The 22,211-nt window shown below is 66.9% G+C and carries 25 protein-coding genes; 13 read left to right on the top strand and 12 right to left on the bottom strand.

Translation table 11 applies throughout. The annotated features are described in order from the left end of the window. Positions 1-71: 71 nt before the first annotated feature. The 7 genes from ACILR9_RS10750 to ychF all read left to right on the top strand — a co-directional run bounded on the left by ACILR9_RS10750 (position 72) and on the right by ychF (position 7,141). Positions 72-1,544, top strand: coding sequence for a M81 family metallopeptidase (locus ACILR9_RS10750; protein WP_395709916.1), 1,473 nt, complete (start codon positions 72-74; stop codon positions 1,542-1,544). Then, on the top strand, positions 1,541-2,017 hold the full coding sequence (locus ACILR9_RS10745; RefSeq protein ID WP_395709915.1) for a RidA family protein: 477 nt from the start codon (positions 1,541-1,543) through the stop codon (positions 2,015-2,017). Before ACILR9_RS10750 ends, ACILR9_RS10745 begins: the two co-directional genes overlap by 4 nt. 171 nt (positions 2,018-2,188) lie before the next feature. Continuing rightward, on the top strand, positions 2,189-3,406 hold the full coding sequence (locus tag ACILR9_RS10740) for an MFS transporter (protein WP_395709914.1): 1,218 nt from the start codon (positions 2,189-2,191) through the stop codon (positions 3,404-3,406). Positions 3,407-3,630: 224 nt separating this feature from the next. Continuing rightward, a complete protein-coding gene (locus ACILR9_RS10735; RefSeq protein WP_395709913.1) occupies positions 3,631-4,563 on the top strand; it encodes a ribose-phosphate pyrophosphokinase in 933 nt (310 codons plus the stop codon). Between the two features lie 119 nt (positions 4,564-4,682). Further along, positions 4,683-5,393: a 50S ribosomal protein L25/general stress protein Ctc gene (locus ACILR9_RS10730; RefSeq protein WP_395709912.1), complete on the top strand. Its 711-nt coding sequence runs from the start codon at positions 4,683-4,685 to the stop codon at positions 5,391-5,393. A gap of 27 nt (positions 5,394-5,420) precedes the next feature. Further along, positions 5,421-6,041 (top strand): aminoacyl-tRNA hydrolase, encoded by a 621-nt coding sequence (pth, locus tag ACILR9_RS10725; RefSeq protein WP_395709911.1) that lies wholly within the window; start codon positions 5,421-5,423, stop codon positions 6,039-6,041. A gap of 2 nt (positions 6,042-6,043) precedes the next feature. After that, complete coding sequence (ychF, locus tag ACILR9_RS10720; RefSeq protein WP_395709910.1) at positions 6,044-7,141, top strand: redox-regulated ATPase YchF; 1,098 nt, start codon at positions 6,044-6,046, stop codon at positions 7,139-7,141. Between the two features lie 294 nt (positions 7,142-7,435). Here the strand turns inward: ychF and ACILR9_RS10715 are convergent, their stop codons facing one another. From ACILR9_RS10715 to ACILR9_RS10705, 3 genes are all read right to left on the bottom strand, one after another. Continuing rightward, a complete protein-coding gene (locus tag ACILR9_RS10715; RefSeq protein WP_395709909.1) occupies positions 7,436-9,313 on the bottom strand; it encodes a PhoX family protein in 1,878 nt (625 codons plus the stop codon). Further along, the gene (locus ACILR9_RS10710; protein ID WP_395709908.1) at positions 9,310-9,714 is read right to left on the bottom strand and encodes a hypothetical protein; all 405 of its coding nucleotides are present in this window, start codon (positions 9,712-9,714) and stop codon (positions 9,310-9,312) included. The genes ACILR9_RS10715 and ACILR9_RS10710 overlap by 4 nt, the downstream gene beginning before the upstream one ends. Before the next feature lie 239 nt (positions 9,715-9,953). Continuing rightward, positions 9,954-10,577 (bottom strand): FMN-binding negative transcriptional regulator, encoded by a 624-nt coding sequence (locus ACILR9_RS10705; protein ID WP_395709907.1) that lies wholly within the window; start codon positions 10,575-10,577, stop codon positions 9,954-9,956. An 86-nt stretch (positions 10,578-10,663) separates the two neighbouring features. Between ACILR9_RS10705 and ACILR9_RS10700 the strand changes: the two genes are divergently transcribed. The 3 genes from ACILR9_RS10700 (at position 10,664) to ACILR9_RS10690 (ending at position 13,658) form a co-directional block, all read left to right on the top strand. Then, entirely contained in the window at positions 10,664-11,332 is a 669-nt protein-coding gene (locus ACILR9_RS10700) for a dienelactone hydrolase family protein (RefSeq protein WP_395709906.1), read from the top strand. A 197-nt stretch (positions 11,333-11,529) separates the two neighbouring features. Beyond that, positions 11,530-12,768, top strand: coding sequence for a CaiB/BaiF CoA transferase family protein (locus tag ACILR9_RS10695; protein WP_395709905.1), 1,239 nt, complete (start codon positions 11,530-11,532; stop codon positions 12,766-12,768). Continuing rightward, a complete protein-coding gene (locus tag ACILR9_RS10690; RefSeq protein ID WP_395709904.1) occupies positions 12,765-13,658 on the top strand; it encodes an HpcH/HpaI aldolase/citrate lyase family protein in 894 nt (297 codons plus the stop codon). The genes ACILR9_RS10695 and ACILR9_RS10690 overlap by 4 nt, the downstream gene beginning before the upstream one ends. Before the next feature lie 24 nt (positions 13,659-13,682). Here the strand turns inward: ACILR9_RS10690 and ACILR9_RS10685 are convergent, their stop codons facing one another. The 4 genes from ACILR9_RS10685 to petA form a co-directional block, all read right to left on the bottom strand. Continuing rightward, positions 13,683-14,078 carry a hypothetical protein gene (locus tag ACILR9_RS10685; RefSeq protein ID WP_395709903.1) on the bottom strand — a complete coding sequence of 132 codons (396 nt, stop codon included), beginning with the start codon at positions 14,076-14,078 and terminating at the stop codon, positions 13,683-13,685. A 304-nt stretch (positions 14,079-14,382) separates the two neighbouring features. After that, positions 14,383-15,180, bottom strand: a complete 798-nt coding sequence (locus tag ACILR9_RS10680) for a cytochrome c1 (RefSeq protein ID WP_395709902.1) — start codon at positions 15,178-15,180, stop codon at positions 14,383-14,385. A 5-nt stretch (positions 15,181-15,185) separates the two neighbouring features. Then, entirely contained in the window at positions 15,186-16,421 is a 1,236-nt protein-coding gene (locus tag ACILR9_RS10675; protein WP_395709901.1) for a cytochrome bc complex cytochrome b subunit, read from the bottom strand. A 33-nt stretch (positions 16,422-16,454) separates the two neighbouring features. Next, complete coding sequence (petA, locus tag ACILR9_RS10670) at positions 16,455-17,021, bottom strand: ubiquinol-cytochrome c reductase iron-sulfur subunit (RefSeq protein ID WP_395709900.1); 567 nt, start codon at positions 17,019-17,021, stop codon at positions 16,455-16,457. Positions 17,022-17,182: 161 nt separating this feature from the next. On the opposite strand from petA, the gene ACILR9_RS10665 reads away from it, so the two are divergent. Both ACILR9_RS10665 and hemF read left to right on the top strand, forming a co-directional pair. Then, positions 17,183-17,668 carry a tRNA (cytidine(34)-2'-O)-methyltransferase gene (locus ACILR9_RS10665; RefSeq protein ID WP_395710060.1) on the top strand — a complete coding sequence of 162 codons (486 nt, stop codon included), beginning with the start codon at positions 17,183-17,185 and terminating at the stop codon, positions 17,666-17,668. Next, positions 17,628-18,533 (top strand): oxygen-dependent coproporphyrinogen oxidase, encoded by a 906-nt coding sequence (hemF, locus tag ACILR9_RS10660; protein ID WP_395709899.1) that lies wholly within the window; start codon positions 17,628-17,630, stop codon positions 18,531-18,533. Before ACILR9_RS10665 ends, hemF begins: the two co-directional genes overlap by 41 nt. On the opposite strand, the gene ACILR9_RS10655 is transcribed toward hemF, so the two are convergent. Continuing rightward, on the bottom strand, positions 18,530-18,847 hold the full coding sequence (locus ACILR9_RS10655) for an autotransporter domain-containing protein (protein WP_395710059.1): 318 nt from the start codon (positions 18,845-18,847) through the stop codon (positions 18,530-18,532). The two genes, hemF and ACILR9_RS10655, sit on opposite strands and share 4 nt — an antisense overlap. A gap of 225 nt (positions 18,848-19,072) precedes the next feature. Here ACILR9_RS10655 and ACILR9_RS10650 point away from each other — a divergent pair, with 225 nt between their 5' ends. Next, the gene (locus ACILR9_RS10650; RefSeq protein WP_395709898.1) at positions 19,073-19,207 is read left to right on the top strand and encodes a hypothetical protein; all 135 of its coding nucleotides are present in this window, start codon (positions 19,073-19,075) and stop codon (positions 19,205-19,207) included. 337 nt (positions 19,208-19,544) lie between these two features. Here the strand turns inward: ACILR9_RS10650 and ACILR9_RS10645 are convergent, their stop codons facing one another. The 4 genes from ACILR9_RS10645 to ACILR9_RS10630 form a co-directional block, all read right to left on the bottom strand. Further along, entirely contained in the window at positions 19,545-19,949 is a 405-nt protein-coding gene (locus ACILR9_RS10645; protein WP_395709897.1) for a hypothetical protein, read from the bottom strand. Beyond that, complete coding sequence (locus tag ACILR9_RS10640) at positions 19,946-21,094, bottom strand: CCA tRNA nucleotidyltransferase (RefSeq protein WP_395709896.1); 1,149 nt, start codon at positions 21,092-21,094, stop codon at positions 19,946-19,948. The genes ACILR9_RS10645 and ACILR9_RS10640 overlap by 4 nt, the downstream gene beginning before the upstream one ends. Positions 21,095-21,287: 193 nt before the next feature. Continuing rightward, positions 21,288-21,521 (bottom strand): hypothetical protein, encoded by a 234-nt coding sequence (locus tag ACILR9_RS10635; protein WP_395709895.1) that lies wholly within the window; start codon positions 21,519-21,521, stop codon positions 21,288-21,290. A 33-nt stretch (positions 21,522-21,554) separates the two neighbouring features. Further along, a complete protein-coding gene (locus ACILR9_RS10630; RefSeq protein WP_395709894.1) occupies positions 21,555-22,181 on the bottom strand; it encodes a CoA pyrophosphatase in 627 nt (208 codons plus the stop codon). Positions 22,182-22,211: the final 30 nt, after the last annotated feature.

Here is a 22,211-nt window from a genome sequence, read left to right as displayed (position 1 = left end):
CAGCGATGACGCTGGGGAGGAGAATGAGCGAACGGTTGCGACACCATCCGCCCTCCCGCAAGATCGCGCCCATGAAAAAGATCTTCACCGCCTGTCTCGGCACCGAGACCAACACTTTCGCCTCCATCCCCACCGGCCATCAGCTCTTCCAGGAGACCTGCCTCTTCCGCAAGGCCAGCTATGGCAAGAACGTGCCGATGTTCGGCGCGCCGCTGGCGGTGTGGCGCGGCCGTGCCGAAGCCAAGGGCTGGCAGGTGGCCGAAAGCCTGTGCGCCTTCGCCCAGCCTGCCGGCAAGACGGTGAAGAAGGTCTACGAGTCGTTCCGCGACGAGATCATGACCGACCTCGAGGCGGCCATGCCGGTCGATGCCGTGCTGCTGTCGATGCACGGCGCCATGGTGGCCGAGGGCTACGACGATTGCGAAAGCGACGTGCTGGCCCACGTCCGCCGGATCGTCGGCCCCGACGTGCCGGTCGGTGTCGAGCTCGACCTCCATTGCAACATCGGCGACGGCACCTTGCGCGACGCCACGGCGCTGGTGCTGTTCAAGGAGTATCCGCATGTCGACGTGCCCGAGCGCGCCGACGACCTCTTCACGGTGATCGAAGGCGCCGTCGAGGGCCGCACCAGGCCGGTGATGGCGGCGTGGGACTGCAGGATGATCGGCGTGTTCCACACCACGCGCCAGCCGATGCGCGGCTTCGTCGACAAGCTCCAGGCGATGGAGGGCAAGGAGGGCGTGCTGTCGCTGTCGATCGCGCACGGTTTCCCGTGGTCCGACATCAAGGAGATGGGCAGCAAGCTCATCGCCATCACCGACGGCGACCGGCCCAAGGCGGAGCGCCTGGCGCGCAAGCTCGGCAAAGAGTTCTACGCCATGCGCGCGGCGACCCAGCCGCCCTACGTCACCCTCGATGCGGCGATGGCCCGCGTCTCCTCGCACAACCTGCCCAAGCCCATGGTGCTGGCCGACGTCTCCGACAATGCCGGCGGTGGCGCGGCCTCCGATTCGACCTTCGTTCTGAAGGCGCTGCTCGACCGCAAGGTGCAGGATGCGGCGGTCGGCATGATCTGGGATCCTGGCGCGGTCAAGCTCGCCTTCGAGGTCGGCGAAGGTGCCGAGCTCGACATCCGGCTGGGCGGCAAGCTCGGTCCGCAATCGGGCCCGCCGATCGATGCGCGCGCCACGGTGCTGAAGCTCGAGAAGGACGTCACCATCGAGTTCGGCGGCGTGCGCAAGAGCGTCGGCACGATCGGCGATGCGGCGGCGCTGCAGATCGACGGCGTGACGGTGATCGTCAACAGCAAGCGCACCCAGTGCCTGAGCCGCGACTGCTTCACCAAGCTCGGCGTCGATCCGTCGACTAAGAAGGTCGTGGTCGTGAAATCGATGCAGCATTTCCATGCCGCCTATGCGCCGATCGCCAGCGAGGTGGTCTATGTCGCCGCCCCCGGCGCGCTGGTGCCCGACTGGTCGCTGCTGCCCTACACCAAGGTCGACAAGGCGCAGTGGCCGTTCGTCGCCGAGGCGCACGCGTCGTGAAGGTCCTCGCCGCCGCCGTCGCGCTGATGACGGTCTCGTCGACATCGGCTGCGCTGGCGCAGTCGCCGACCTCGCCCAACGGCGTGCGCACGCTCACGCCGCCCGGCGCCATCATGGCCGAGGGCACCTGGAGCCTCGGCACGCGAGCCGGCGACTTCGTGTTCGTCGCCGGCATGCAGGGCATCGATCCGGCGACCAACAAGCTGGTCGAGGATCCGCAGGCACGCGTGCGCCAGGCCTTCCTCAACATCCAGACGATCGCCCGCTCCGAGGGCGCGAGCCTCAAGGATTGCGTGCGCCTCACCGTCTATGTCAGCGATCTCGCCCGCGTCGCGCCGATGGTCGAGAAGACGCAGGCCGAACTGTGGGTTGGCCCGCCCTATCCGCCGCGGACGATGGTCGAGGTTCGCCGCCTGTTCGACGACGACATCGTCGAGATCGACAGCGTCTTTTATTCACCGGCGAAGAAATAAGCGGAGACGGGGTCCGAATCCCGCCAGCGTCGCCTGGATGGCGGCACTACCGTTCCACGAACCCTGGAGCGGCAGACATGTCCCAGAGCAACGACCTCGCCATTGGCAAAATCATCGCGCATGGTCACGCGACCTGCATGATCTTCCGTCCTGCGTAACTGCATGCACTCCGTGCCCCGACAATCGGCAAGCCTGATCACGGCGCTCCTGACCTTCGTCCTCGTCGCCAATCTCGTTCCGCTGATGACCGTGCCGACGGTCCTGCCCGACCTGCAGGCGCGGTGGCACCTGACCGCCGGGCAGGCCGGCTGGATCGGCAGCATCTACTTCGCAGGCTACGCGATCGCCGCGCCGATCCTGGCGAGCCTGTCGGATCGCATCGATGGCCGGTGGGTGCTTGCGGGTTCTTCACTCGCAGGGGCCGCCGCCAGCATCGCGTTCGGCATCTGTGCTGATGGCTTCTGGCTCGCGTTCGCGCTGCGCTTTGTGAGCGGCGCGGCAATGGCCGGCGTCCATATGCCCGGCCTCAAGATGCTGGCTGACCGGACACTCGGGCCCGCACAGCTTCGCAGCGCCGGCATCTACACGTCGAGCTACGCGCTGGGCAACGCAGGCTCGGCGCTCATCGCCGGTGTCGTGCAGTCCCTGCTCGACTGGCGGGCGCCGTTCGTTGTCGGCGGGATCGTCACCTTGCTGGCCCTGCCGGCATTGGCCCTGCTACGGCCTGCGCCGAGACAGGCCGCAAAAGAAGAGACGCCGGCACACCCTGTCATGCTGAGGCGCAATCGGGCGCTGGTTGCGTATATCGTCGGATTCGCCGGAAACACCTGGGAAGTGTTCGCAATCCGCGTCTGGTTCGTCGCCTGCCTGGCGTGGACGCTGCGCCTGCCCGGCAACGACATCGACCTGCCCAATCTCGGCGTGGTCTCGGGCCTGGCGGCCCTTGCCGGCGTGCCGGTCAGTATCGCAGTTGCGGAATTGGCCGTGCGATACAGGGGATCCACGGTCATTGTCGTCACCGCTCTCCTGTCGGTCCTGGTGTGCCTGGGGCTTGCCGCAACGGCCGGCGGCAATGTCTTCGTTGTCCTTGCCCTCCTGGTGCTGCTGCAGGTGACGAGCTTTGCCGATGTCGGCGCGTTGGGAGCAGGCGCCGTCGCCGCGACGCATGCAGCCGAGCGCGGCAGGGCATTCGGGATCTACGCGACGGTGGGCTTTGCCAGCGGCTTTGCCGGGCCTGCGGTTGTCGGCCTCGTGCTCGAACGTCTCGGCGGCACCGAGAGTCCCGACGCGTGGGCAGGCGCCTTCCTCGTGATGGGCGTGGGCTCGGCAGTCACCGCGGCAGCGGTCTGGTTTGGCCGATCGGATCAACGCCCATCGGGCGGGCGCTGAAGCGATCATCGCCTGAACTATTTCTGTCATCCCGAGAGTAGCGAGGGATCTTTCCAGTCGGCCACGATCCTGCTTCGCGAGCGCCTGCGCGGCGAGATGTTGCAGGCCGTTTACAGCGAGGGAACACATTGGTATGGTCCGCCGCGTCGCGGCCGGGATTGGCCGTTTTGTCGTTTTATATCAACGACTTAACAACACCCCGCCCGGCGCGAGGGGCGCAATCCATGAAGATTCTCACCGGCAACAGCAATCGACCGCTGGCTGAAGCCATTTCGGCCAAGCTGGCGCTGCCGCTGGTCAAGGCGAACATCCGCCGGTTCTCCGACAATGAGATCTTCGTCGAAATCCTCGAGAACGTGCGCGGCGAGGACATGTTCGTCATCCAATCGACGAGCTTCCCGGCCAACGACCATCTGATGGAGCTTCTGATCATCATCGACGCGCTGCGCCGAAGCTCGGCGCGGCGCATCACGGCAGTATTGCCCTACTACGGCTACGCCCGGCAGGATCGCAAGACCAGCCCGCGCTCGCCGATCTCGGCCAAGCTGGTCGCCAACCTGCTGACCAATGCCGGGGCGAGCCGCGTCCTGACCCTTGACCTGCATGCCGCCCAGATCCAGGGCTTCTTCGACATCCCCGTCGACAACCTCTTCGCCGGCCCCCTGTTCGGCAAGCACATCAAGGAAACCCTGACGAACCGCAGCCTGACGGTGGTGTCGCCCGACGTCGGCGGCGTGGTGCGCGCCCGCGACGTCGCCCGGCGCATCGACGCCGACCTCGCCATCATCGACAAGCGGCGCGAGCGTGCCGGCGTCAGCGAGGTCATGAACGTGATCGGCGACGTCAAGAACGCCGACTGCCTCCTGGTCGACGACATCGTCGATTCGGCCGGCACGCTGTGCAACGCCGCCGTCGCCCTGATGGACCATGGCGCGCGCTCGGTGTCGGCCTATGTGACGCACGGCGTGCTGTCGGGCGGCGCGGTCGCCCGCGTCGCCGCCTCGCCGATGGAGAAGATGGTCATCACCGATTCGATCCAGGCCACCGAGGCGGTGCGCGTGTCGCCCAACGTGCGGCCGCTCAGCATCGCGAGCTTGATGGCCGAGGCAATGAAGCGTATTGCCGACGAAACGTCGGTCTCGAGCCTGTTCGACTAGCATCGAGCCAACCGGACTGACAGGAATTTACTGACAAGGAATATTGGAGATCCGGTGATCGGCACCCCTGGAGGCCACGCCGCGAGTGAGAGAGCAACCTCAACCTTAGGAGATGTGAGATGGCAGAGACGACGAAGGTCGTCGCGAAGATGCGGAGCCGGGCCGGCAAAGGGGGCGCCCGTTCCAGCCGTCGCGATGGACTGATTCCCGCCGTGATCTACGGCGACAAGCAAGCCCCGGTGATGATCGCGGTCGAGCCGAAATCGATCGAGCGCGAGCTGCACAAGGAGGGCTTCTTCAATCACCGGATGGAGATCGACGTCGAGGGCACGCCCTACGCGGTGCTGCCGCGCGACCTGCAAATCGACCCGGTGACCGACCGGCCTCTGCATCTCGACTTCCTGCGCATCGGACCCGATTCGATCATCACCGTCCAGGTCCCGGTGCATTTCCGCAACGAAAATGCCGCGCCCGGCATCAAGCGCGGCGGGGTGCTCAACATCGTGCTGCACGAGATCACGGTGCGCACCAAGCCGGCCAGCATCCCCGAATATTTCGAGGTCGACCTGACCGGCCTCGAGATCGGCCATTCGATCCACCTGTCGACGCTCGCCATCCCCGAGGACGTGCGCGTGGTGAGCCGCGACAAGAACGCGACCGTGGCCTCGATCGCCGCGCCGACCGTGGTGCGCGAGGCGGCGGCGCAGGCCGCAACGGACGCAGGCACGCCGGCGGCAGCCGAAGGTGCGGCGGCGGCTCCGGCCGCTGGCGCTGCTGCGGCGGCGGCTCCGGCCGGCGGCGCCAAGGCGCCGGCGCCGGCCAAGAAGTAACCGGAGCCTCCGCGCTCCGGACTTCCCATGCTGCTGCTGGTCGGCCTCGGCAATCCCGGGCCGCGCTATGCCGGGCACCGGCACAATGTCGGATTCATGGCGGTGGACGAGATCGTCCGCCGCCGCGTGTTCTCGCCCTGGCGCGCGCGCTTCAACGGCGAGGTGGCGGAAGGCCATCTCGGCGGCGAGCGCACGCTCGTGCTGAAGCCGATGACCTTCATGAACGAGTCGAGCCGCGCGGTCGGCGAGGCGGTGCGCTATCTCAAGGTCCCGCTCGAGCGCGTCGTGGTGTTCCACGACGAGCTCGACATCGCGCCCGGCCGGGTACGCATGAAGAAGGGCGGCGGTGCAGGCGGCCACAACGGCTTGCGCGATATCGACGCCCATGTCGGCAGCGACTATCGCCGCGTGCGCATCGGCATCGGCCATCCCGGCCACAAGGATCTGGTGCTGCACTGGGTGCTGCGCGACTTCGAGCCCGACGAGCGTGACCCGAAGACAGGCTGGCTGCCGAAGCTGCTCGACGCCCTGGCCGAGGAATCGGCGCTGCTGGTCGAAGGCGGCGCCAAGGGCGACGAACGCTATATGAGCCGCGTGGCGCATCTCGCGCCGCCTCCCAAGCCACCGGCGGTGGAAACGAAAGCGTAACGATGGGTTTCAATTGCGGAATCGTCGGCCTGCCCAATGTCGGCAAGTCGACCCTGTTCAACGCGCTCACCGCCACCCAGGCGGCGCAGGCGGCCAATTACCCGTTCTGCACCATCGAGCCCAATGTCGGCCGCGTCGCCGTGCCCGATCCACGGCTGGACAAGCTGGCCGGCATCGCCCAGTCAGCCAAGATCGTCGCCACCCAGCTCGAGTTCGTCGACATCGCCGGGCTGGTGAAGGGCGCGTCGAAGGGCGAGGGGCTCGGCAACCAGTTCCTCGCCAACATCCGCGAGGTCGACGCCATCGCCCACGTGCTGCGCTGCTTCGAGGACGGCGACGTGACCCACGTCTCGGGCAGCATCGATCCGGTGCGCGATGCCGAGATCGTCGAGACCGAGCTGATGCTGGCCGATCTCGACAGCCTCGAGAAGCGCCTGCCCAACCTCGAGAAGCGGGCCAAGGGCGGCGACAAGGAAGCCTCTGCCGAGGTGCCGGTGGTCAGGAAGGCGCTCGACGTGCTGCGCGAGGGCAAGCCCGCCCGCGAGGCCGACCTCACGGCCGAAGAGCTTCCGACCTTCCGCCGCCTCCAGCTGATCACTGCCAAGCCGATGATGTACGTGCTCAACGTCGAGGAAGCATCGGCGGCGACCGGCAATGCGCACAGCGCCAAGGCCGAAGCCTATGCCCGCCAGCGCGGCATGCCGGCGGTGGTGATCTCCGCCGCGATCGAAGCCGAGGTAGCGCAGCTCCCGGCCGAGGATCAGGCCGAGTATCTCGCCTCGCTCGGCCTCGAGGAGACCGGCCTCGCCCGCGTGGTCCGCGCCGGCTACCAGCTGCTCGACCTGGTGACGTTCTTCACCGTCGGCCCCAAGGAAGCGCGCGCCTGGACAGTCCGCCGCGAGGCGCGTGCCCCGGAAGCGGCCGGCGTCATCCATACCGATTTCGAGAAGGGCTTCATCCGCGCCGAGACCATCGCCTACGAGGACTACGTCTCGCTGAACGGCGAATCGGGCGCCCGCGACGCCGGCAAGCTCCGCCTCGAGGGCAAGGAGTACGCCGTCAAGGACGGCGACGTGTTCCACTTCCGGTTCAACGTGTGAACGTCGTTTGCCTCCCCCGTAATCGGGCAGGGCATTCGCATACGGGCGCGCCTTTCACTCTCCTCCCCAGCTTCGCTGGGGAGGTGCCCCGTCATACGGGGCGGAGGGGTCATAGGCCTCAGTCCCGCTGCTCATGACCCCTCGGTCGCCGAAGACGGCGACACCTCCCCAACAGAGTTGGGGAGGAAAATGAGAGAGCGCCCATATGCGCTCGGGATGACACCACTATTGTCATCCCGAGAGAGGCGCTTGCGAAGCAAGCGCCGTAAGCGAGGGGACCTTTCGTTTCTTCGTCTACGACCCTATCGGTCCGCCGCCCTTCCTTGTGATCGCCACGACCGACGGGCGCGGCGGCATGCCGTCCTTGAAATCGGGCCAGCGTGTCGACGGCTTGTCGAAGCTCGAACCGCTGGACTCGCCGGGATGCTGGATGGCGAGGAACAGCGTGCCGTCGTCGGGCGTGAAGATCGGCCCGCAGACCTCGGCGCCGACCGGCGCCTGGTAGAAGCAGCGTGTCAGGGCGCGGCCGTATCCCATCGTGTCGGCGGCATAGACGCCGTCGGCGATGCCGGCGGCGCCCGGACCGGCATCAGTCGCAATCCAGATGCGGCCCTTGCTGTCGAAGGCGATGTTGTCGGGGCACGACAGCCACCCATTGTCCGAGGTCGCGCGGTGATAGCGCGCCCCGGCATCGTGGCCCGGCTTGCCTCCCATCAGGAAGATCGACCACGTGCCTTCGCCGGCGCCATGGTCACCATCCTTGGGCGAGATCTCGAGGATGTGACCGTGGTCGTTGGGGCCACGCGGATTGGCCCGATCGACCTGCTCCGGCTTGCGCTGGCCATTGTTGGTGAGCACGACATAGACGCGGCCGTTCACCGGATTGGTCTCGATGTCCTCCGGGCGATCCATCGGTGTCGCCTTGAGGAGATCGGCGGCGAGACGCGCCTTGATGACGACATCGCCCTGCGTCGAGAAGCCGTTCTCCGGCGTCAGCGGCCCCTGCCCCTGGACCATCGGCAGCCAGTCGACCTTGCCGTCCGCATTGAAACGGGCCACCGAGAGCGTGCCATCGTCCAGCAGATCCTTGTTGGCCGCACGGTCGTTCGGATTCCACGGCCTCGCGGTGACGAACTTGTAGATGTACTCGAAACGCTCGTCGTCGCCGCTGTAGAAGGCGACACGGCCGTCCTTGGCGATCGCATAGGTGCAGCCCTCGCGCTTGAAGCGGCCGAGCGCGGTGCGCTTCACAGGGGCTGCCGCCGGATCGTAGGGATCGATCTCGACCACCCAGCCGAACCGATTGGATTCGTTAGGCTCCTTGGCGAGATCGAAGCGGTCGACGTAGCTCGACCAGGCATAGGTCGCCCGGCCGATGCCATAGCGCCGGGTCATCGGCTGAAGCAGCTTCGTGGCATCGCCGCCGAAATAGATGTTGAAGTTCTCCTCGCAGGTAAGCCAGGTGCCCCACGGCGTGGAGCCGCCGGCGCAATTGCCGAACATGCCGAGGACATGGCGGCCCTGGCGATCGGCAGAGGTCTTGAGCAGGTCGTGGCCGGCCGCCGGCCCTCCGATGTCCATCGGCGTGTTGGCAGTGATGCGGCGCGCGAACTTGCTGCCCGGCACGACCGTCCAAGCGCCGTTCTCGCGCGCGATCTCGAGCACCGCGCCACCGACCGCCGCCATCTCGACCGCGACCTGGTCCTTCGAGGATTTGAGGTTGGCGCCGCGGCCGGCGCCAAGGCCGGCGAACATCAGGTTGGAGTTGAGGTACTCGTGATTGACGACCAGCAGGAAACGATCGCCGCCACGGTTGTCGGCCGGCAGCGGATAGAGGCCGAGATAATCGTTGTTGTAGCCGAACTGCTTCTCTTGATCGGCAGCCGCTTGCCTGACTGGGTCGAAGGCCGGCGCGCCGGCAAACATCGGATCGCCCCAGCGGATCAGCACCTGCACGTCGTAGCCGTCGGCAACGTGTTGCCGGTCGTCGAGCGTATGGGCTAGCTCCTTGAAAGTGAGCGTCGACGGCCCCGCGGCCTGCGCGTTCGCCGTGGCCGGCATGCTGAAGGCCGCGGCGGCGCCGGCGCCGAGCAGCCCGCGCATCGCATCGCGGCGGTTGAGACGCTGCTCGATCAGCTCGCCAATCGATGGTGTGTCGCTGCCCTTGCTCATGCCGCCGCCTCCCGCCGGACCGCGGACGGATAGCCACTGCATCCGCTACGGTCACGGCCGCGTCGTGACATTTTTACGACAGCCCTGGCAAGGAATTCCCGTTTCACAGCCTCTGACGGCAATCCGGCCGTCTTCTGGGCCTCGTAGCCCGTCGGTACGTGATGCGTCTTGTCGAGGCCATGCGGCACTTCCTCGAAGGTAGGCGACGACGGCCCGATCGGCTGTGCCATCGCGCTGCCGCCACCCGGGACGTAGCCGACCGACGCCGCCGCGCCAGCGCCGAGCAGCCCCCGCAGGGCGTCACGCCGCCCAAGCCGGCGGCCGATCAGATCGCCGATCGTCGGTTCGGTGCCGGGATTCGAGCCGAGATCCTCGGAGTCCATGCCGTCGCCATGCCGCATTCGCTTCTCCATCCCACTGCTAGTGGTCGCCGTACCCGACGATGCCGGACAGCAGCACGACAGAGATGTTGCGGTTCCATGACAGACGCGCCGCTGGCGCCCCCACCATCCACAGGGGCCGATGACCCTGGTCGGCCCGCCGATGCGCCAGCTCATCATCCTGCGCGTGCCGGAGCTGTTGAAGGCGAAGCAGGATTCTCGTTCTTCTCCTTCCCAGCGAAGCTGGGGGGAGGATGAGCCTACGGCAACACCCGCTTCATCCAGTCGGCGGTTTCCTGCGAGTCCTGGCGGTCGCTCGCCGTCAAGCGGTCGATCACCCGATGACGGTCGACGAGCTCGCGGTTCTGGCTGAGCTTCAGCTTGGTCTCGAGCCGCACCAGCGGCATGCGGAAGGCGACGATGCCGCGGGTCTGGGCCTCGGCATTGCCGGGCGGCAGGCGGTCGAGCGACCACGCGTCGGCGCCGCCGCCCTCGTAAGCGTGCGCCAGCTTGCCCAGCACCTCCAGCGCGCCGGCGGTGTCCTCGATGACCTGCGGCCGGCCGTAGGCGTGCACCGTCACGTAGTTCCAGGTCGGCACCTTGACGCCCGGCGTGTACCAGGTCGGCGACACGTAGGCGTGCGGGCCCCAGAACAAGGCAAGCGAGTCGGCTGGGCGGGCGAACAGCTTCCAATGCGCGTTGGCGCGTGCCATGTGGCCGATCAGCGAGCCGTGTGGCGAGCCGTCGTCCTGCCACAAGAGCGACAGATGAGTGGCGAACGGTGCGCCATCCTCGCCGGTGGTCATCAAGAGCGCCCAGCTGTGAGCCTGCATGATCTGCCGGCCCGCGTTCTCGCTGCCTTCGAAGTGCTTCGGAATGTACATGGCTCGTCTTCCGGCGATGGTCGCCCCGAGGGTTGATCGGCGCGCCATTACCATGTCCTATGCCGGCCGCAACCGGGGGAATTCTCATGGGTGAAAATATCCGTCTTAAGTCTGCTGCCGGCGAGATCGGCGCCTACCTGGCCACGCCGAAGGGCTCACCCAAGGGCGGCATCGTCGTCATCCAGGAGATTTTCGGCTGCAACCATCATATCAGGGCGGTGACCGACAAGTTCGCAGCCGACGGCTATCTCGCCCTGGCGCCCTGCTACTTCGACCATATCCATCCCGGTATCGAGCTCGGCTATACACCGGACACCATCGCGCAGGGGCGCGACTACGTGATGAAGCTCGGCGTCGACAAGGCCGTGCAGGACACGGATGCGGCGATCGCCGAGCTGAAGCGCCGCGGCGTCCGCAAGGTCGCGGTCACCGGCTTCTGCTGGGGCGGCACCATCACCTGGCTGGCGGCGACCCGCCTCAAGCCCGATGCCGTGATCGGCTACTATGGCGGCGGCATCCACGGCACCCGCAACGAGAAGCCCGGCGTGCCGACCATGCTGCATTTCGGCGACAAGGACATGCACATCCCGATGGCGCACGTGAACGAGCTGCGCTCGCTCCACCCCGGCGTCACCATCTACGACTATCCGGCCGACCATGGCTTCCACTGCGACGAGCGTGGCAGCTACGACGCACCGGCATCCAAGCAGGCCTACGCCCGCACGCTGGAGTTCATGGCCAAGCACGTCGGCTAGACTGGAGTTACCTCCTCCATGAAGATGCGCGGGGCGCGCGCCACTCCAGTAGCGCGATCATCGTCGATCACACGGAAGACGCGCCTCTGGAGTGACGTGCCCCCGGCCATGAGCATCTTCCACGCAACGCCGGCACTTTCACTGCGTCGTGGCGCACACGGGACACCTCCCCAGCAGGGCTCGGGAGGGAGTTCGATATGACCAAACGCCCCGCCAAGAAGAACTTCGAACCTGCCGCGCGCGGCCCCCTGAACGGCGTCCGCGTGGTCGACCTGTCGCGGCTGGTTGCCGGCAACGTGCTGACCCTGCAGCTCGCCGATTTCGGCGCCGAGGTGATCAAGATCGAGCCACCCGAAGGTGACACGCTGCGCTCGTGGCGGGTCAAAGGCATCGAGACTGCCTGGAAGGTCAATGCCCGCAACAAGAAGAGCGTGGCGCTCGACCTGCGCTCCGATGCCGGCCGCGACATCGTGCGCCGCCTCGCCGCCACGGCGCAGATCCTGGTCGAGAGCTTCCGGCCCGGCGTGCTGGAGCAGATGGGCCTGGCGCCCGACACGCTGCACGCAATCAATCCACGCCTGATCATCGTGCGCATTTCCGGCTGGGGCCAGGACGGCCGCTATCGCCACAAGCCGGGCTTCGGCACCCTGATCGAGGGCTATAGCGGCTTCGCCTCGATGAACGGCTTCGCCGACCGCGAGCCTGTCCTGCCGCCGATGTATCTCGCCGATGCCATCGCCGCGCTTTACGGTTACGGCGCGGTGATGGTCGCCCTGCGCGAGGTCGAGATGAACGGCGGCAAGGGCCAGACGCTCGACCTGCCGCTGTTCGATCCGCTGTTCTCGGTGCTGGGCCCGCAAGCCGCCAACCACAAGCTGACCGGCGAGGTGAAGGAGCGCACCGGCAGCCGCTCGACCAACGCCGCGCCGCGCAACGTCTACCGGACCAAGGACGGCCACTGGGTCTGCCTGTCGGCCTCGACCCAAGGCATGGCCGAGCGCGTGCTGGTCAAGATCGGCCGGCCCGAGCTGGTCGAGGATCCGCGCTTTGCCACCAACATCGAGCGCGTGCGCAACGGGCTCGAGCTCGACCGGATCATCGGCGGCTTCATCGCCGAGCGCGATCTCGCCGAGAACCTGCGCTATTTCGACGAGGCCGGCGTCACGATCGGGCCGGTCTACGACATCAGCCAGATCGTGCAGGACGACTACGTTCTGGAGCGCGAGGCGCTGATCGAGACGCCTGACGAGGAGATGGACGGGCTGCCGACCCATCCGATCGTGCCGCGCCTGTCGGGCACACCCGGCACCTTGCGCCATGCCGCGCCGCGGATCGGCGAGCACAACGAGGCCCTGCTCCGCCCCCTGCTGGGCGATGCCGAATACGCCGCGCAGTGCGCCGCCGGCGTGATCTCCAAAGGAGCAAAGAAGAAGTGAACCGCCCGCCGCCGCCCGTCTGGCGCTCGATCCTTTACGTTCCGGGCAACGTTCCCAAGTTCATCGACAAGGCGCACGAGCGCGACGCCGATTGCGTGCTGGTCGATCTCGAGGACAGCGTGACGCCTGCGGAGAAGCCGGTGGCACGGGCGATGCTGCCCGAAACCATGGCCAAGGTGGTGCGCGGCGGCGCCGACGTAGCAGTGCGCATCAATCGGCCGATGCGTCTTGCCATCGCCGATCTCGAGGCGGCGGTGCGGCCCGGCCTGTCGGCGCTGTTCATCACCAAGACCGAAGGCGTGCAGCATCTGCGGCTGCTCGACGAGGCGGTGAGCGAGCTCGAGCGCGAGCGCGGCATGCCGACGGGGGGCGTTGGCTTCGCCGCCATGATCGAGCATCCGCGCGCGCTGGCCCATCTCGACGACATTGCCGCGAACGCGCCGCGGCTCATCGCCATGATGCTGGGCGGCGAGGATTTTGCCCTGGAGACCGGCTCGATCCCGGGCGACGAGACCCTGGAATTGCCCAAGCGGCTGGTCGCTTTCGCGGCGCAGGCGCATGGCGTGGCGATGGTCGGCATCCTGGGGACCGTCGCCGACTACACCGACCCGGCGGCCTATCGCAAGAGCGCGGAACGGGCGCGGCGCTTCGGCTTCTCGGGGGCCACCTGCGTGCATCCCGGTCTGGTGCAGGCGCTCAACGACGCTTTCATGCCGGGCGCCGAAGAGGTGGCCCAGGCGCGCAAGCTGATCGCGGCCGACGAAAAAGCCGCAGCCGAGGGCCGCGGCTCCTTCACCGTTGATGGCAAGATGATCGATGTTCCGGTAATCGACCGCGCCCGCCGACTGCTGAGGCGACACGACGCGATCGAGCGCCGGATCAAGTCCTAGGCCGATACACTGGTCCCGTCGTCGCTAGGCGTCGACGAGTTCCCGCGCCGGCGTGCGAACCGTCTCCACGGGGACGAGATCCGACGGGAAGTCGGTAACGACAGCCGTGAGACCGGCATTGAGGCTCTGCAGCAGAACCTCGCGACCATTGGCGAATCGAACCGCGTCACGGTGGACGTGCGTGCCGCCCTCCATGCGCGTCATGACGACGTCCTCGACGGGTCCGACCGCATAGACCCGTTGCACCGCTTCAGCGATGCCGGCGAGCTGCAGGCGGGCGTCCGCCGGCATGCAGACTGCGGTCTCGCAGTCGCGCGCCGAGGTGAAGCCCATCGTGCCGCTCGGGAACCGGTGAAGGGTATATTGCTCTTCTTGAACTGCAGGTCGTGAACGATAGAGTTCGAGTGAGTAGTCACACATGACGTCCTCCAGGTTACGTGGACGCTCCACGTGACGTGGTAACGTCGGCGCACCGATCAAGGTTCGGCGCCGCGTCGTCCGTAACAGTTCGTACCAACGCCCTGTTTGGGGCAGGCCCAAGCCGGTCGAGCGAGCTATGCAGCCCAGCGCAAGTGCTTGGTAAGTCGATCGAATTCGCGCTGAAGGCTGCCTAGGCGCTCGCCGCCGGCGAGCGCCGGCGCGGTGCCGGCGGCGTGACAAAAGTAGAAAAAACTCACAAGAACTCGATAAGGAGGGAGCCTTGCCCTCCCGGCGCGAGGTCCGCTCAGTGTTTGTCGGACCACACCATGCGCTTCACGGCGTACATGAACCCGGCCATCGCCAGCAGGAACAGGATGACGCGAACGCCAGTGCGCTTGCGGCTCTCCATGTGCGGCTCGGACGCCCAGGCGAGGAACTCGACGACGTCGGAGGCTTCCTGGTCGGTCGTGGCCTTGGTCCCGTCGGCGTAGGTCACCTTGTCGTCTGCCAAAGGCGGCGCCATGGCGATCTTGTGGCCCGGAAAGTACTTGTTGAAGTTGTCGTCCTTGGTGACGGCAAACTCCTTGATCTCCTGCGGCGTCAGCTTGTCGTAGGGCACGTAGCCGGTCAGCAGGCCGTGGATGTAGTTCGGGCCGTTTTCGCGCGCCTTGACGATCACGCTGAGGTCGGGTGGCGCCTTGCCATTGTTTGCGGCGGCGGCGGCGAGCTCGTTGGGAAACGGCTTCTTGAAGCGGTCGGACAGGCGTGCCGGGCGCTCGATCGGTTGGCCGTCGTCGTTGATGTCGGGGACGACGATGTCCTTGATCAGGCTCTTGACCTGGCTCTCGGTGAGGCCGAGCTCCGTCAGGTTGCGGTAGGCCAGCAGCTGCAGCGAATGGCAGGCGGCGCAGACCTCGGCATAGATCTGGTAGCCGCGCTGCGCGGCCGCCCGGTCGTAGGTGCCGAACGGGCCCTGGAAATGCCAGTGCTTGTGCGGCGGATGCTCGACGGTGCCGGCAGCGATCGCGGCGACGCCGGCGCCGAGGGACGCGAGCGCGAGGGCGCCCGAGACCAGGAGCTTCTTCATGGGCAACATGCGCATGGCTCTCAACCCGCCTTGTTCTTGAGCACGGCGTCGGCAATGCTTGGCGGCAATGGCAGCGGCCGTTCGATCTTGCCCAGAATCGGCAGCAGGATCAGGAAGTGGAAGAAGTAGTAGAGCGTGGCGACCTGGGCCAACGGGATCCAGAAGCCGGCCGGCGGATTGGCACCGCAGAAGCCCAGCACCACCACGTCGATCACCAGGACGAACATGAACCACTTGTAGATCGGCCGGAAGGTCGCCGAGCGGACCCGCGAGGTGTCGAGCCAGGGCAGCACGAACAGCACGGCGATGGCGCCGAACATCGCAATCACGCCGCCCAGCTTGTCGGGGATGGCGCGCAGGATGGCGTAGAACGGCAGGAAGTACCATTCCGGCACGATGTGCTCGGGCGTCACTAGCGGGTTGGCCGGAATGTAGTTGTCTGCCTCGCCGAAGAAATCGGGCGCGAAGAAGACGACGCCGGCATAGACGATCATGAAGACGACGACGCCGAAACCGTCCTTCATCGTGTAATAGGGATGGAACGGCACCGTGTCCTGCGGTCCCTTGGGATCGATGCCCAGCGGGTTGTTCGATCCGTGCACGTGCAGCGCCACGACGTGCAGCGCCACCACCGCGACGATGACGAAGGGCAGCAGGTAGTGAAACGCATAGAAGCGGTTGAGCGTCGGGTTGTCGACCGAGAAGCCGCCCCACAGCCAGGTGACGATCGAATCACCGACCACCGGGATGGCGGAGAACAGGTTGGTGATGACGGTGGCGCCCCAGAAGCTCATCTGGCCCCATGGCAGCACGTAACCCATGAACGCCGTCGCCATCATCAAGAGGAAGATGACGACACCCAGGATCCACAGCAGCTCGCGCGGCGCCTTGTAGGAGCCGTAGTACATGCCGCGGAAGATGTGGATGTACACGGCGATGAAGAAGAACGACGCGCCGTTCATGTGCAGGTCGCGGATCAGCCAGCCCTGCGGCACGTCGCGATCGATGCGCTCGACCGAGTCGAACGCCATCAGGACGTGCGGCGTGTAGTTCGTCGCCAGCACCACGCCAGTCGCGATCATGAGCACCAGCATCACCGTCGCGATCGCGCCGAAATTCCAGAAGTAGTTGAAATTCCGGGGCGTCGGGAAGGTGTGATACTCCTTCTCGAGATACGAGAAGATCGGCAGGCGGTGATCGATCCAGGAGATCACCTTGTTGTTGAAGACCGGCGGCGTGCCGTGGGACGAGGCCATGCTGGGAACTCCTGGCGCTGATCGCGCGATCGATCAGCCGATGCGGACGAGGGCGTCCGAAAGGAACAGATAGTCGGGAACCACGAGGTTCTTCGGCGCCGGTCCCTGGCGGATGCGGCCCGACGTGTCGTAGGCCGAGCCGTGGCACGGGCAGTACCAGCCGTTGAAGGGGCCCTTGTCCTGGCCCGGCCGGTTGCCGAGCGGCACGCAGCCGAGATGGGTGCAGACGCCGATCATGATCAGCCATTCCGGCCGCACCTTCTTGGCGCTGTCGGTGACGCGCGAATTATCGGTCTGCGGATCGGGCAGCTGCGACATCGGCACTGACTCGGCCGCCTTGATGTCTTCCGGCGTGCGATGACGGATGAACACCGGCTTGCCGCGCCACTTCACCGTGATCGCCTGGCCGACCTGTATGGGGGCGACGTTCACCTCGACCGAGGCCAGCGCCAGGGTATCGGCAGCGGGGTTCAGGTTGTTGATGAAGGGCCACGCCGTGGCCGCAAGGCCGACGCCGCCCAGAGCGCCCGTTGCGACCATGAGAAAGTCGCGCCGGGTCGGGTCACCGTGCCCGCCGGCCGGGTTGCTTGATGTTGCCATTGTTACTCTCTTCCGTCCCCCCGAGGAGATAGTGGTCTTTAGACCGCAAAAGGCCTTTAAGTTTCAAGGCTCTGTTGGTCGCAGGCCGAAGCCGCGGCGATCTGTGACAGCGTGCCGCACGGCAGCCCCTTCCGCGTCGCGGACGGAGTAGACCCATGGCCATGCGCATCGCCCTCTACGAGCCCGATATTCCGCAGAATGTCGGCGCTTTCATCCGACTGTCGGCCTGCCTGGGCGTCGGCCTCGACATCATCGAGCCGTGCGGCTTCCCGGTCGACGACCGCCGCATCCGGCGGGCGGCCATGGACTACTACGATCTGGCGAGCTTTGTCCGTTATGCCTCGTGGCGGGCCTTCCGGAGCATCCGGCCGGCCGGGCGTCTGGTCCTGCTGACCACGACGGGCGACACGGTCTTTCCCGATCTGGCCTTCCACCCCGACGACATCCTGCTGCTCGGCCGCGAAAGCGCCGGCGTGCCGGACGACGTGCACGCTGCGGCCGACGTCCGGCTGCGTATCCCGCTCAGGCCCCGGGCGCGTTCGCTCAATGTCGCGCTGGCGGCCAGCATGGTAGTGAGCGAGGCCCTTCGCCAGACCAACGGTTTTTATGCGCAAGCCGACCAGCACGCCCACCCCCCTGCCCGATGAGACCACGATAGAGCGGCGCAAGCAGGCCGCTCGGACATGGTTCGAAGGCCTGCGCGATCGCATCTGCGCTGAATTCGAGCGCATCGAGGGCGAGCTGGCCGGCACGCACCGCAATCTGCCGGCCGGCCGGTTCGAGCGCACCAGCTGGCAGCGCGCGGCAGGGCCGGCGGGCGAGGATCGCGGCGGCGGCGTGATGTCGGTGATGCGCGGCCGCGTGTTCGAGAAGGTCGGCGTCAACGTCTCGACCGTGTTCGGCGAGTTCAGCCCCGAGTTCCGCAGCCAGATCCCGGGAGCGGCCGAGGACCCGCGCTTCTTCGCCTCGGGCATCTCGCTGGTCGCCCACATGCGCTCGCCCAGGGTGCCGGCGGTGCACATGAACACCCGCCATATCGTCACCACGCGCGCCTGGTTCGGCGGCGGCGCCGACCTGACGCCGATGGTGCCGAACGACGCCGACACGCGGGCCTTCCATGGCGTGCTCGAGGCCGCCTGCAATCGGCACGACGCCGCCTACTATCCCCGCTTCAAGCAGTGGTGCGACGAGTACTTCTATCTCTCGCATCGCGGCGAGGCGCGCGGCGTCGGCGGCATCTTCTACGACGACCTCGACAGCGGCGATTTCGAGCGCGACTTCGCCTTCACCCGCGACGTCGGCGAGGCCTTCCTCGCCATCTACCCTGAGATCGTGCGCCGACACATGAACGAGCCGTGGACCCCGGCCGAACGCGAGCACCAGCTCGTGCGCCGCGGCCGTTACGTCGAGTTCAACCTGCTGCACGACCGCGGCACCAGATTCGGGTTGATGACCGGCGGCAACGTCGACGCCATCCTGATGTCCCTGCCGCCCGAGGTGAGGTGGCCTTAGGGTCGGAGCTGAAAGAGGGTGACCAGCATATCCTCATCCCGAGGAGCCGTGCGCAGCGCGGCGTCTCGAAGGATGGGATCAGACGTGGTGCCTATCGCCCATGCTTCGAGACGCGCCCTTACGGGGCGCTCTGCATAGGCGGCCAGTGAGAAAGCTTCGTTGGTTCCCGCGGCGGCAAGGCTGGTCGACAAGGCGGTGCTGGAATAGCTGAGCGCACCGCCGATCCGGAAATCGTCGAAGACCTCGATGTCGCCGCCAGCGGCAAAGCCGTGCAGCCCATAGCTGACGCTGTGCGTGGCGGTGTCGCCATACACCGCGCCGAGCGCGCCATACGACGCGAACCACAGCCCGCCGGCCTCGGTGCGCCGGCTGCCGCCGCCTGTCGTTGCCAGTGACTTAGTGCCGTACCGTTGATCGACTGCCGGTTCATGTAGTTGGCGGCCGGCAGGAAGGCGGGGTTTTCGCAGTTCGGGCTGCTGGTCAGGCCGATCAGGCTGCCTTGCAGCTTGCCGCCGTTCCCCCACGGACCCGGAGTCGGAATGGCCGGCGGATTCGCCGGGAAATTCCCGGTGATCGGCGCTCCCGTGCCGAACAGGATGCAGGTGCCGGCCGGCACCTGCACCAAGGTAAGCGAGTCGGGCAGGAACGGCAGCGCCAGCACGTCGCGGATCTGATGGACATCGAGGCCACGGATCGTATTCGCCGGAGCGATGAAGCCGCCGACCGGATTGGTGATCCCCTGCGTGTAGACACGGGCGTAAACCGTCGGCACAGACGTCAGCACGACCGTAGCCGGGCTGTTGGGCAGGAACGATGCGGTGGGCGGCGTGCTGAAGATATACGCGTTGGCATCGGCGCCGGTCGTGATCGACGGCACCATGGTGCCGTTGCGGCGAAACGCCGGACCGGTCACGACCTGGCCATCCGGCACGATCATGCCACCCACGATCTGTTGCGCGAACGCGCCATCGCCGAGCAGCGCCATGCTGCACAGTATGGCGAAGAGCTTTTTCATCGGCGCCGCGCCAGGGCGGCGCCGGCCAGCATCGGGGCTGCCAGCAGGCCAACGACGAACAGCGGATAGGGCGCGCCCCACCAGAAGCCCAGCCGGTCGAGGAAGACGGTGGGATCTTCCCCATAGACCATCCGCGTCTCGACGAAACCCAGCAGCACGGTTGAGGTTGGCCATAGCAAGGCGGCGAGCAAAGCCGCCTCGACCCAGCGCGGTCCCGCCGTACGGCGGGCATGGATCAAGGCCAACATGGCGACATAAGGCAGCGGCACCAGCGTCTTGTACCATTCGACCGCGCGCACCGGCATCGTCGGGGCGAGCCAGGTGTCGCCGACGAAATCGTTGAGCAGCACGAACAGCGCGAGCGCAAGCCACAGCGCGAAGGTGAGGCCGGGCCGGATCATGCCTCAGCCACAAGTCTCTCGAGCTCGACCAGGCAGGCGGCGCGATCAGCGGCGAAGTCGCCGGCGATCCACCAACGCTCGACGGCGTCGAGCAACTGGCCGATCTTGCGTCCCGGCTTCAGGCCGAGCTTCAGCGCATCGGCGCCGGTCACCGGCAGGTCCGGCGGCGTCCACGATCGGGCCAGCGCCACGGCGGCGCGCCAGTCGCCCGGCGCCTCGACGGCCAGCAGCACGCGGTCGACGAACAGGCTGGTGCCTAGACGATAGACCTGCGCCCGCAGGTTCCGCGCATCGCCGTCGAGCTGCACCTCGTACTCCGGCGACAGCATGAGCTCGAGGCGCAGCGTTTCCTGGGTCGACAGACGCAAGCGTTTGGCAACGACGGGCGTGGGCACGATCGCGGCCAGCCGGCGCAGCGGGTCGGGCTGATCGCCCTCGCGGTCGATCAACGCCCGCAGGATCCTGGTGCCGAAAACTTCCGGCAGCCAGTGGTCGAGCGCACCGGCTTCGACCATCGCCTCGAGCGCATCGGCCGGCGCCGGCGCTGCGAGCAGGCGAAGAAGCTCCTTGGCGACGCGCTCGGCCGACAGGGCGCCCAGCGTGGCGGCATTGCGCCGGCAGGCCGCGAACCCCGCACCGTCGAGCGGCGGGCGGCCGAACCAGGCATAGAAGCGGAAGAAGCGCAGGACGCGCAGTCGATCCTCCGCGATGCGCCGGTCGGCATCGCCGATGAAGCGCACCCGGCCGGCAGCAAGATCGGTCCGGCCGTCGAACGGATCGAACAGCGTGCCGTCGGACGCGGCGTAGAGCGCGTTGAAGGTGAAGTCGCGCCGGCTGGCATCGATCAGCCAATCGTCGGTGAAGGCGACAACGGCGCGCCGGCCGTCGGTCTCGACGTCGCGGCGCAGTGTCGTGAGCTCGAACGGCCGACGCTCGATCACTGCCGTTACCGTGCCGTGCTTGATGCCGGTCGGCACCACCTTGATCGTCGCCGCCTCGAGCGCACGCACGACCAGGTCGGGTGGCTTGTCGACGGCGAGGTCGATGTCGCCGATCGCGCGGCCGAGCAGCGTGTCGCGCACGCAACCGCCGACGAAGCGCGCGCCAACGCCACCCTGCGCCAGCGCCGCGAGCAGTCGGCGCACGGCGGGTTCGTCCATCCAGGGGGCGTGGATTTTTTCACCATTCATTGTTCATCGCCTTCCTCCCCAGCGTCTTCGCTGGGGAGGTGTCGCGTCATACGCGACGGAGGGGTCATGAGCAGCGCGACTGTGGCTCATGACCCCTCCGCCCCGTATGACGGGGCACCTCCCCAGCGAAGCTGGGGAGGAGACGTGACTACGACGCAAACAGGCCGCCATAACCCTGGTTCTGGGTGAAGAACATGACGAGGAAACCCGCGATCGTGCACAAGAGGCCGGCGATGGCGAGCCAGGTGACCGGCAGGTCCTGCCAGGACGGCAAAGTGCCGGCGAGCTTGCGCTGCTCCTTGATCTTCACGCCCCAGGCCCACAGGAAGAAGGCGGCGGTCGGCGCCAGCACCAGCAACAGGACCAGGAGGACGATGCGCATGGCGTGGACTCCGCGGCCTTTCGGCCGGCTGCCTCAATCGGCAGCGGACAGGACGTACTGCAGGTTCTTCAGCATACCGGCAGTGGCGCCCCAAATGTAGCGTTCCCCGTACGGCATGGCGTAGTAGCGCCGCTCGCGGCCCTGCCAGACTCGGCTGTCGATGCGATGGTTCTTCTCGTCGAGGAAGAACGCCAGCGGCACCTCGAACACGTCGGCCACCTCGCGCGGATCGGCGCGGGTGGTGAAGCCCGGCGTCACCAGCCCGACCACCGGCGTGATCTCGTAGCCGGTGCCGGTACGATACTGGTCGACCGAGCCGATGACCTCGACAAACTGTCGCGTCAGCCCCACCTCCTCCTCGGCCTCGCGCAGGGCCGTGTCGACGGAATCGGCGTCACTGGCCTGCGGGCGGCCGCCGGGAAAGGCGATCTGGCCGGCATGGCTCGGCATGTCCTCGGTACGCTGGGTCAGCAGCACGGTGAGCGCAGGTTCCCGGCGTATGATCGGCACCAGCACGGCGGCCGGCCTGAACATGGTCGGTGGCGGCACCACGCCGTTCAGCGAGAAGTCGCTGCCGAGCGGGGGCCGGTTCACTGGCAATCCGGATGCCAAACGGCGGCTGCGTTCGCGCACCCGCTGCACGATTTCTTCAACTGTCATGCCCTTGTTCCGGCCTCAATTCTGGGCTTC

Source organism: Reyranella sp. (assembly GCF_044224635.1).
In the GTDB taxonomy this organism is placed as follows: Bacteria; Pseudomonadota; Alphaproteobacteria; order Reyranellales; family Reyranellaceae; genus Reyranella.
The sequence above is the reverse complement of the archived record's forward strand: the minus strand, read 5'-3'. Positions and strand labels throughout refer to the sequence as shown.

Coding starts and splice junctions, on each gene's coding strand:
- ACILR9_RS10750 (WP_395709916.1), top strand. CDS start 72: ATGAAAAAGATCTTCACCGCCTGTCTCGGCACCGAGACCAACACTTTC.
- ACILR9_RS10735 (WP_395709913.1), top strand. CDS start 3,631: ATGAAGATTCTCACCGGCAACAGCAATCGACCGCTGGCTGAAGCCATT.
- ACILR9_RS10730 (WP_395709912.1), top strand. CDS start 4,683: ATGGCAGAGACGACGAAGGTCGTCGCGAAGATGCGGAGCCGGGCCGGC.
- pth (WP_395709911.1), top strand. CDS start 5,421: ATGCTGCTGCTGGTCGGCCTCGGCAATCCCGGGCCGCGCTATGCCGGG.
- ychF (WP_395709910.1), top strand. CDS start 6,044: ATGGGTTTCAATTGCGGAATCGTCGGCCTGCCCAATGTCGGCAAGTCG.
- ACILR9_RS10715 (WP_395709909.1), bottom strand. CDS start 9,313: ATGAGCAAGGGCAGCGACACACCATCGATTGGCGAGCTGATCGAGCAG.
- ACILR9_RS10710 (WP_395709908.1), bottom strand. CDS start 9,714: ATGCGGCATGGCGACGGCATGGACTCCGAGGATCTCGGCTCGAATCCC.
- ACILR9_RS10705 (WP_395709907.1), bottom strand. CDS start 10,577: ATGTACATTCCGAAGCACTTCGAAGGCAGCGAGAACGCGGGCCGGCAG.
- ACILR9_RS10700 (WP_395709906.1), top strand. CDS start 10,664: ATGGGTGAAAATATCCGTCTTAAGTCTGCTGCCGGCGAGATCGGCGCC.
- ACILR9_RS10695 (WP_395709905.1), top strand. CDS start 11,530: ATGACCAAACGCCCCGCCAAGAAGAACTTCGAACCTGCCGCGCGCGGC.
- ACILR9_RS10685 (WP_395709903.1), bottom strand. CDS start 14,078: ATGTGTGACTACTCACTCGAACTCTATCGTTCACGACCTGCAGTTCAA.
- ACILR9_RS10680 (WP_395709902.1), bottom strand. CDS start 15,180: ATGCGCATGTTGCCCATGAAGAAGCTCCTGGTCTCGGGCGCCCTCGCG.
- ACILR9_RS10675 (WP_395709901.1), bottom strand. CDS start 16,421: ATGGCCTCGTCCCACGGCACGCCGCCGGTCTTCAACAACAAGGTGATC.
- petA (WP_395709900.1), bottom strand. CDS start 17,021: ATGGCAACATCAAGCAACCCGGCCGGCGGGCACGGTGACCCGACCCGG.
- ACILR9_RS10665 (WP_395710060.1), top strand. CDS start 17,183: ATGCGCATCGCCCTCTACGAGCCCGATATTCCGCAGAATGTCGGCGCT.
- hemF (WP_395709899.1), top strand. CDS start 17,628: ATGCGCAAGCCGACCAGCACGCCCACCCCCCTGCCCGATGAGACCACG.
- ACILR9_RS10650 (WP_395709898.1), top strand. CDS start 19,073: ATGGCCGGCGGATTCGCCGGGAAATTCCCGGTGATCGGCGCTCCCGTG.
- ACILR9_RS10645 (WP_395709897.1), bottom strand. CDS start 19,949: ATGATCCGGCCCGGCCTCACCTTCGCGCTGTGGCTTGCGCTCGCGCTG.
- ACILR9_RS10635 (WP_395709895.1), bottom strand. CDS start 21,521: ATGCGCATCGTCCTCCTGGTCCTGTTGCTGGTGCTGGCGCCGACCGCC.
- ACILR9_RS10630 (WP_395709894.1), bottom strand. CDS start 22,181: ATGACAGTTGAAGAAATCGTGCAGCGGGTGCGCGAACGCAGCCGCCGT.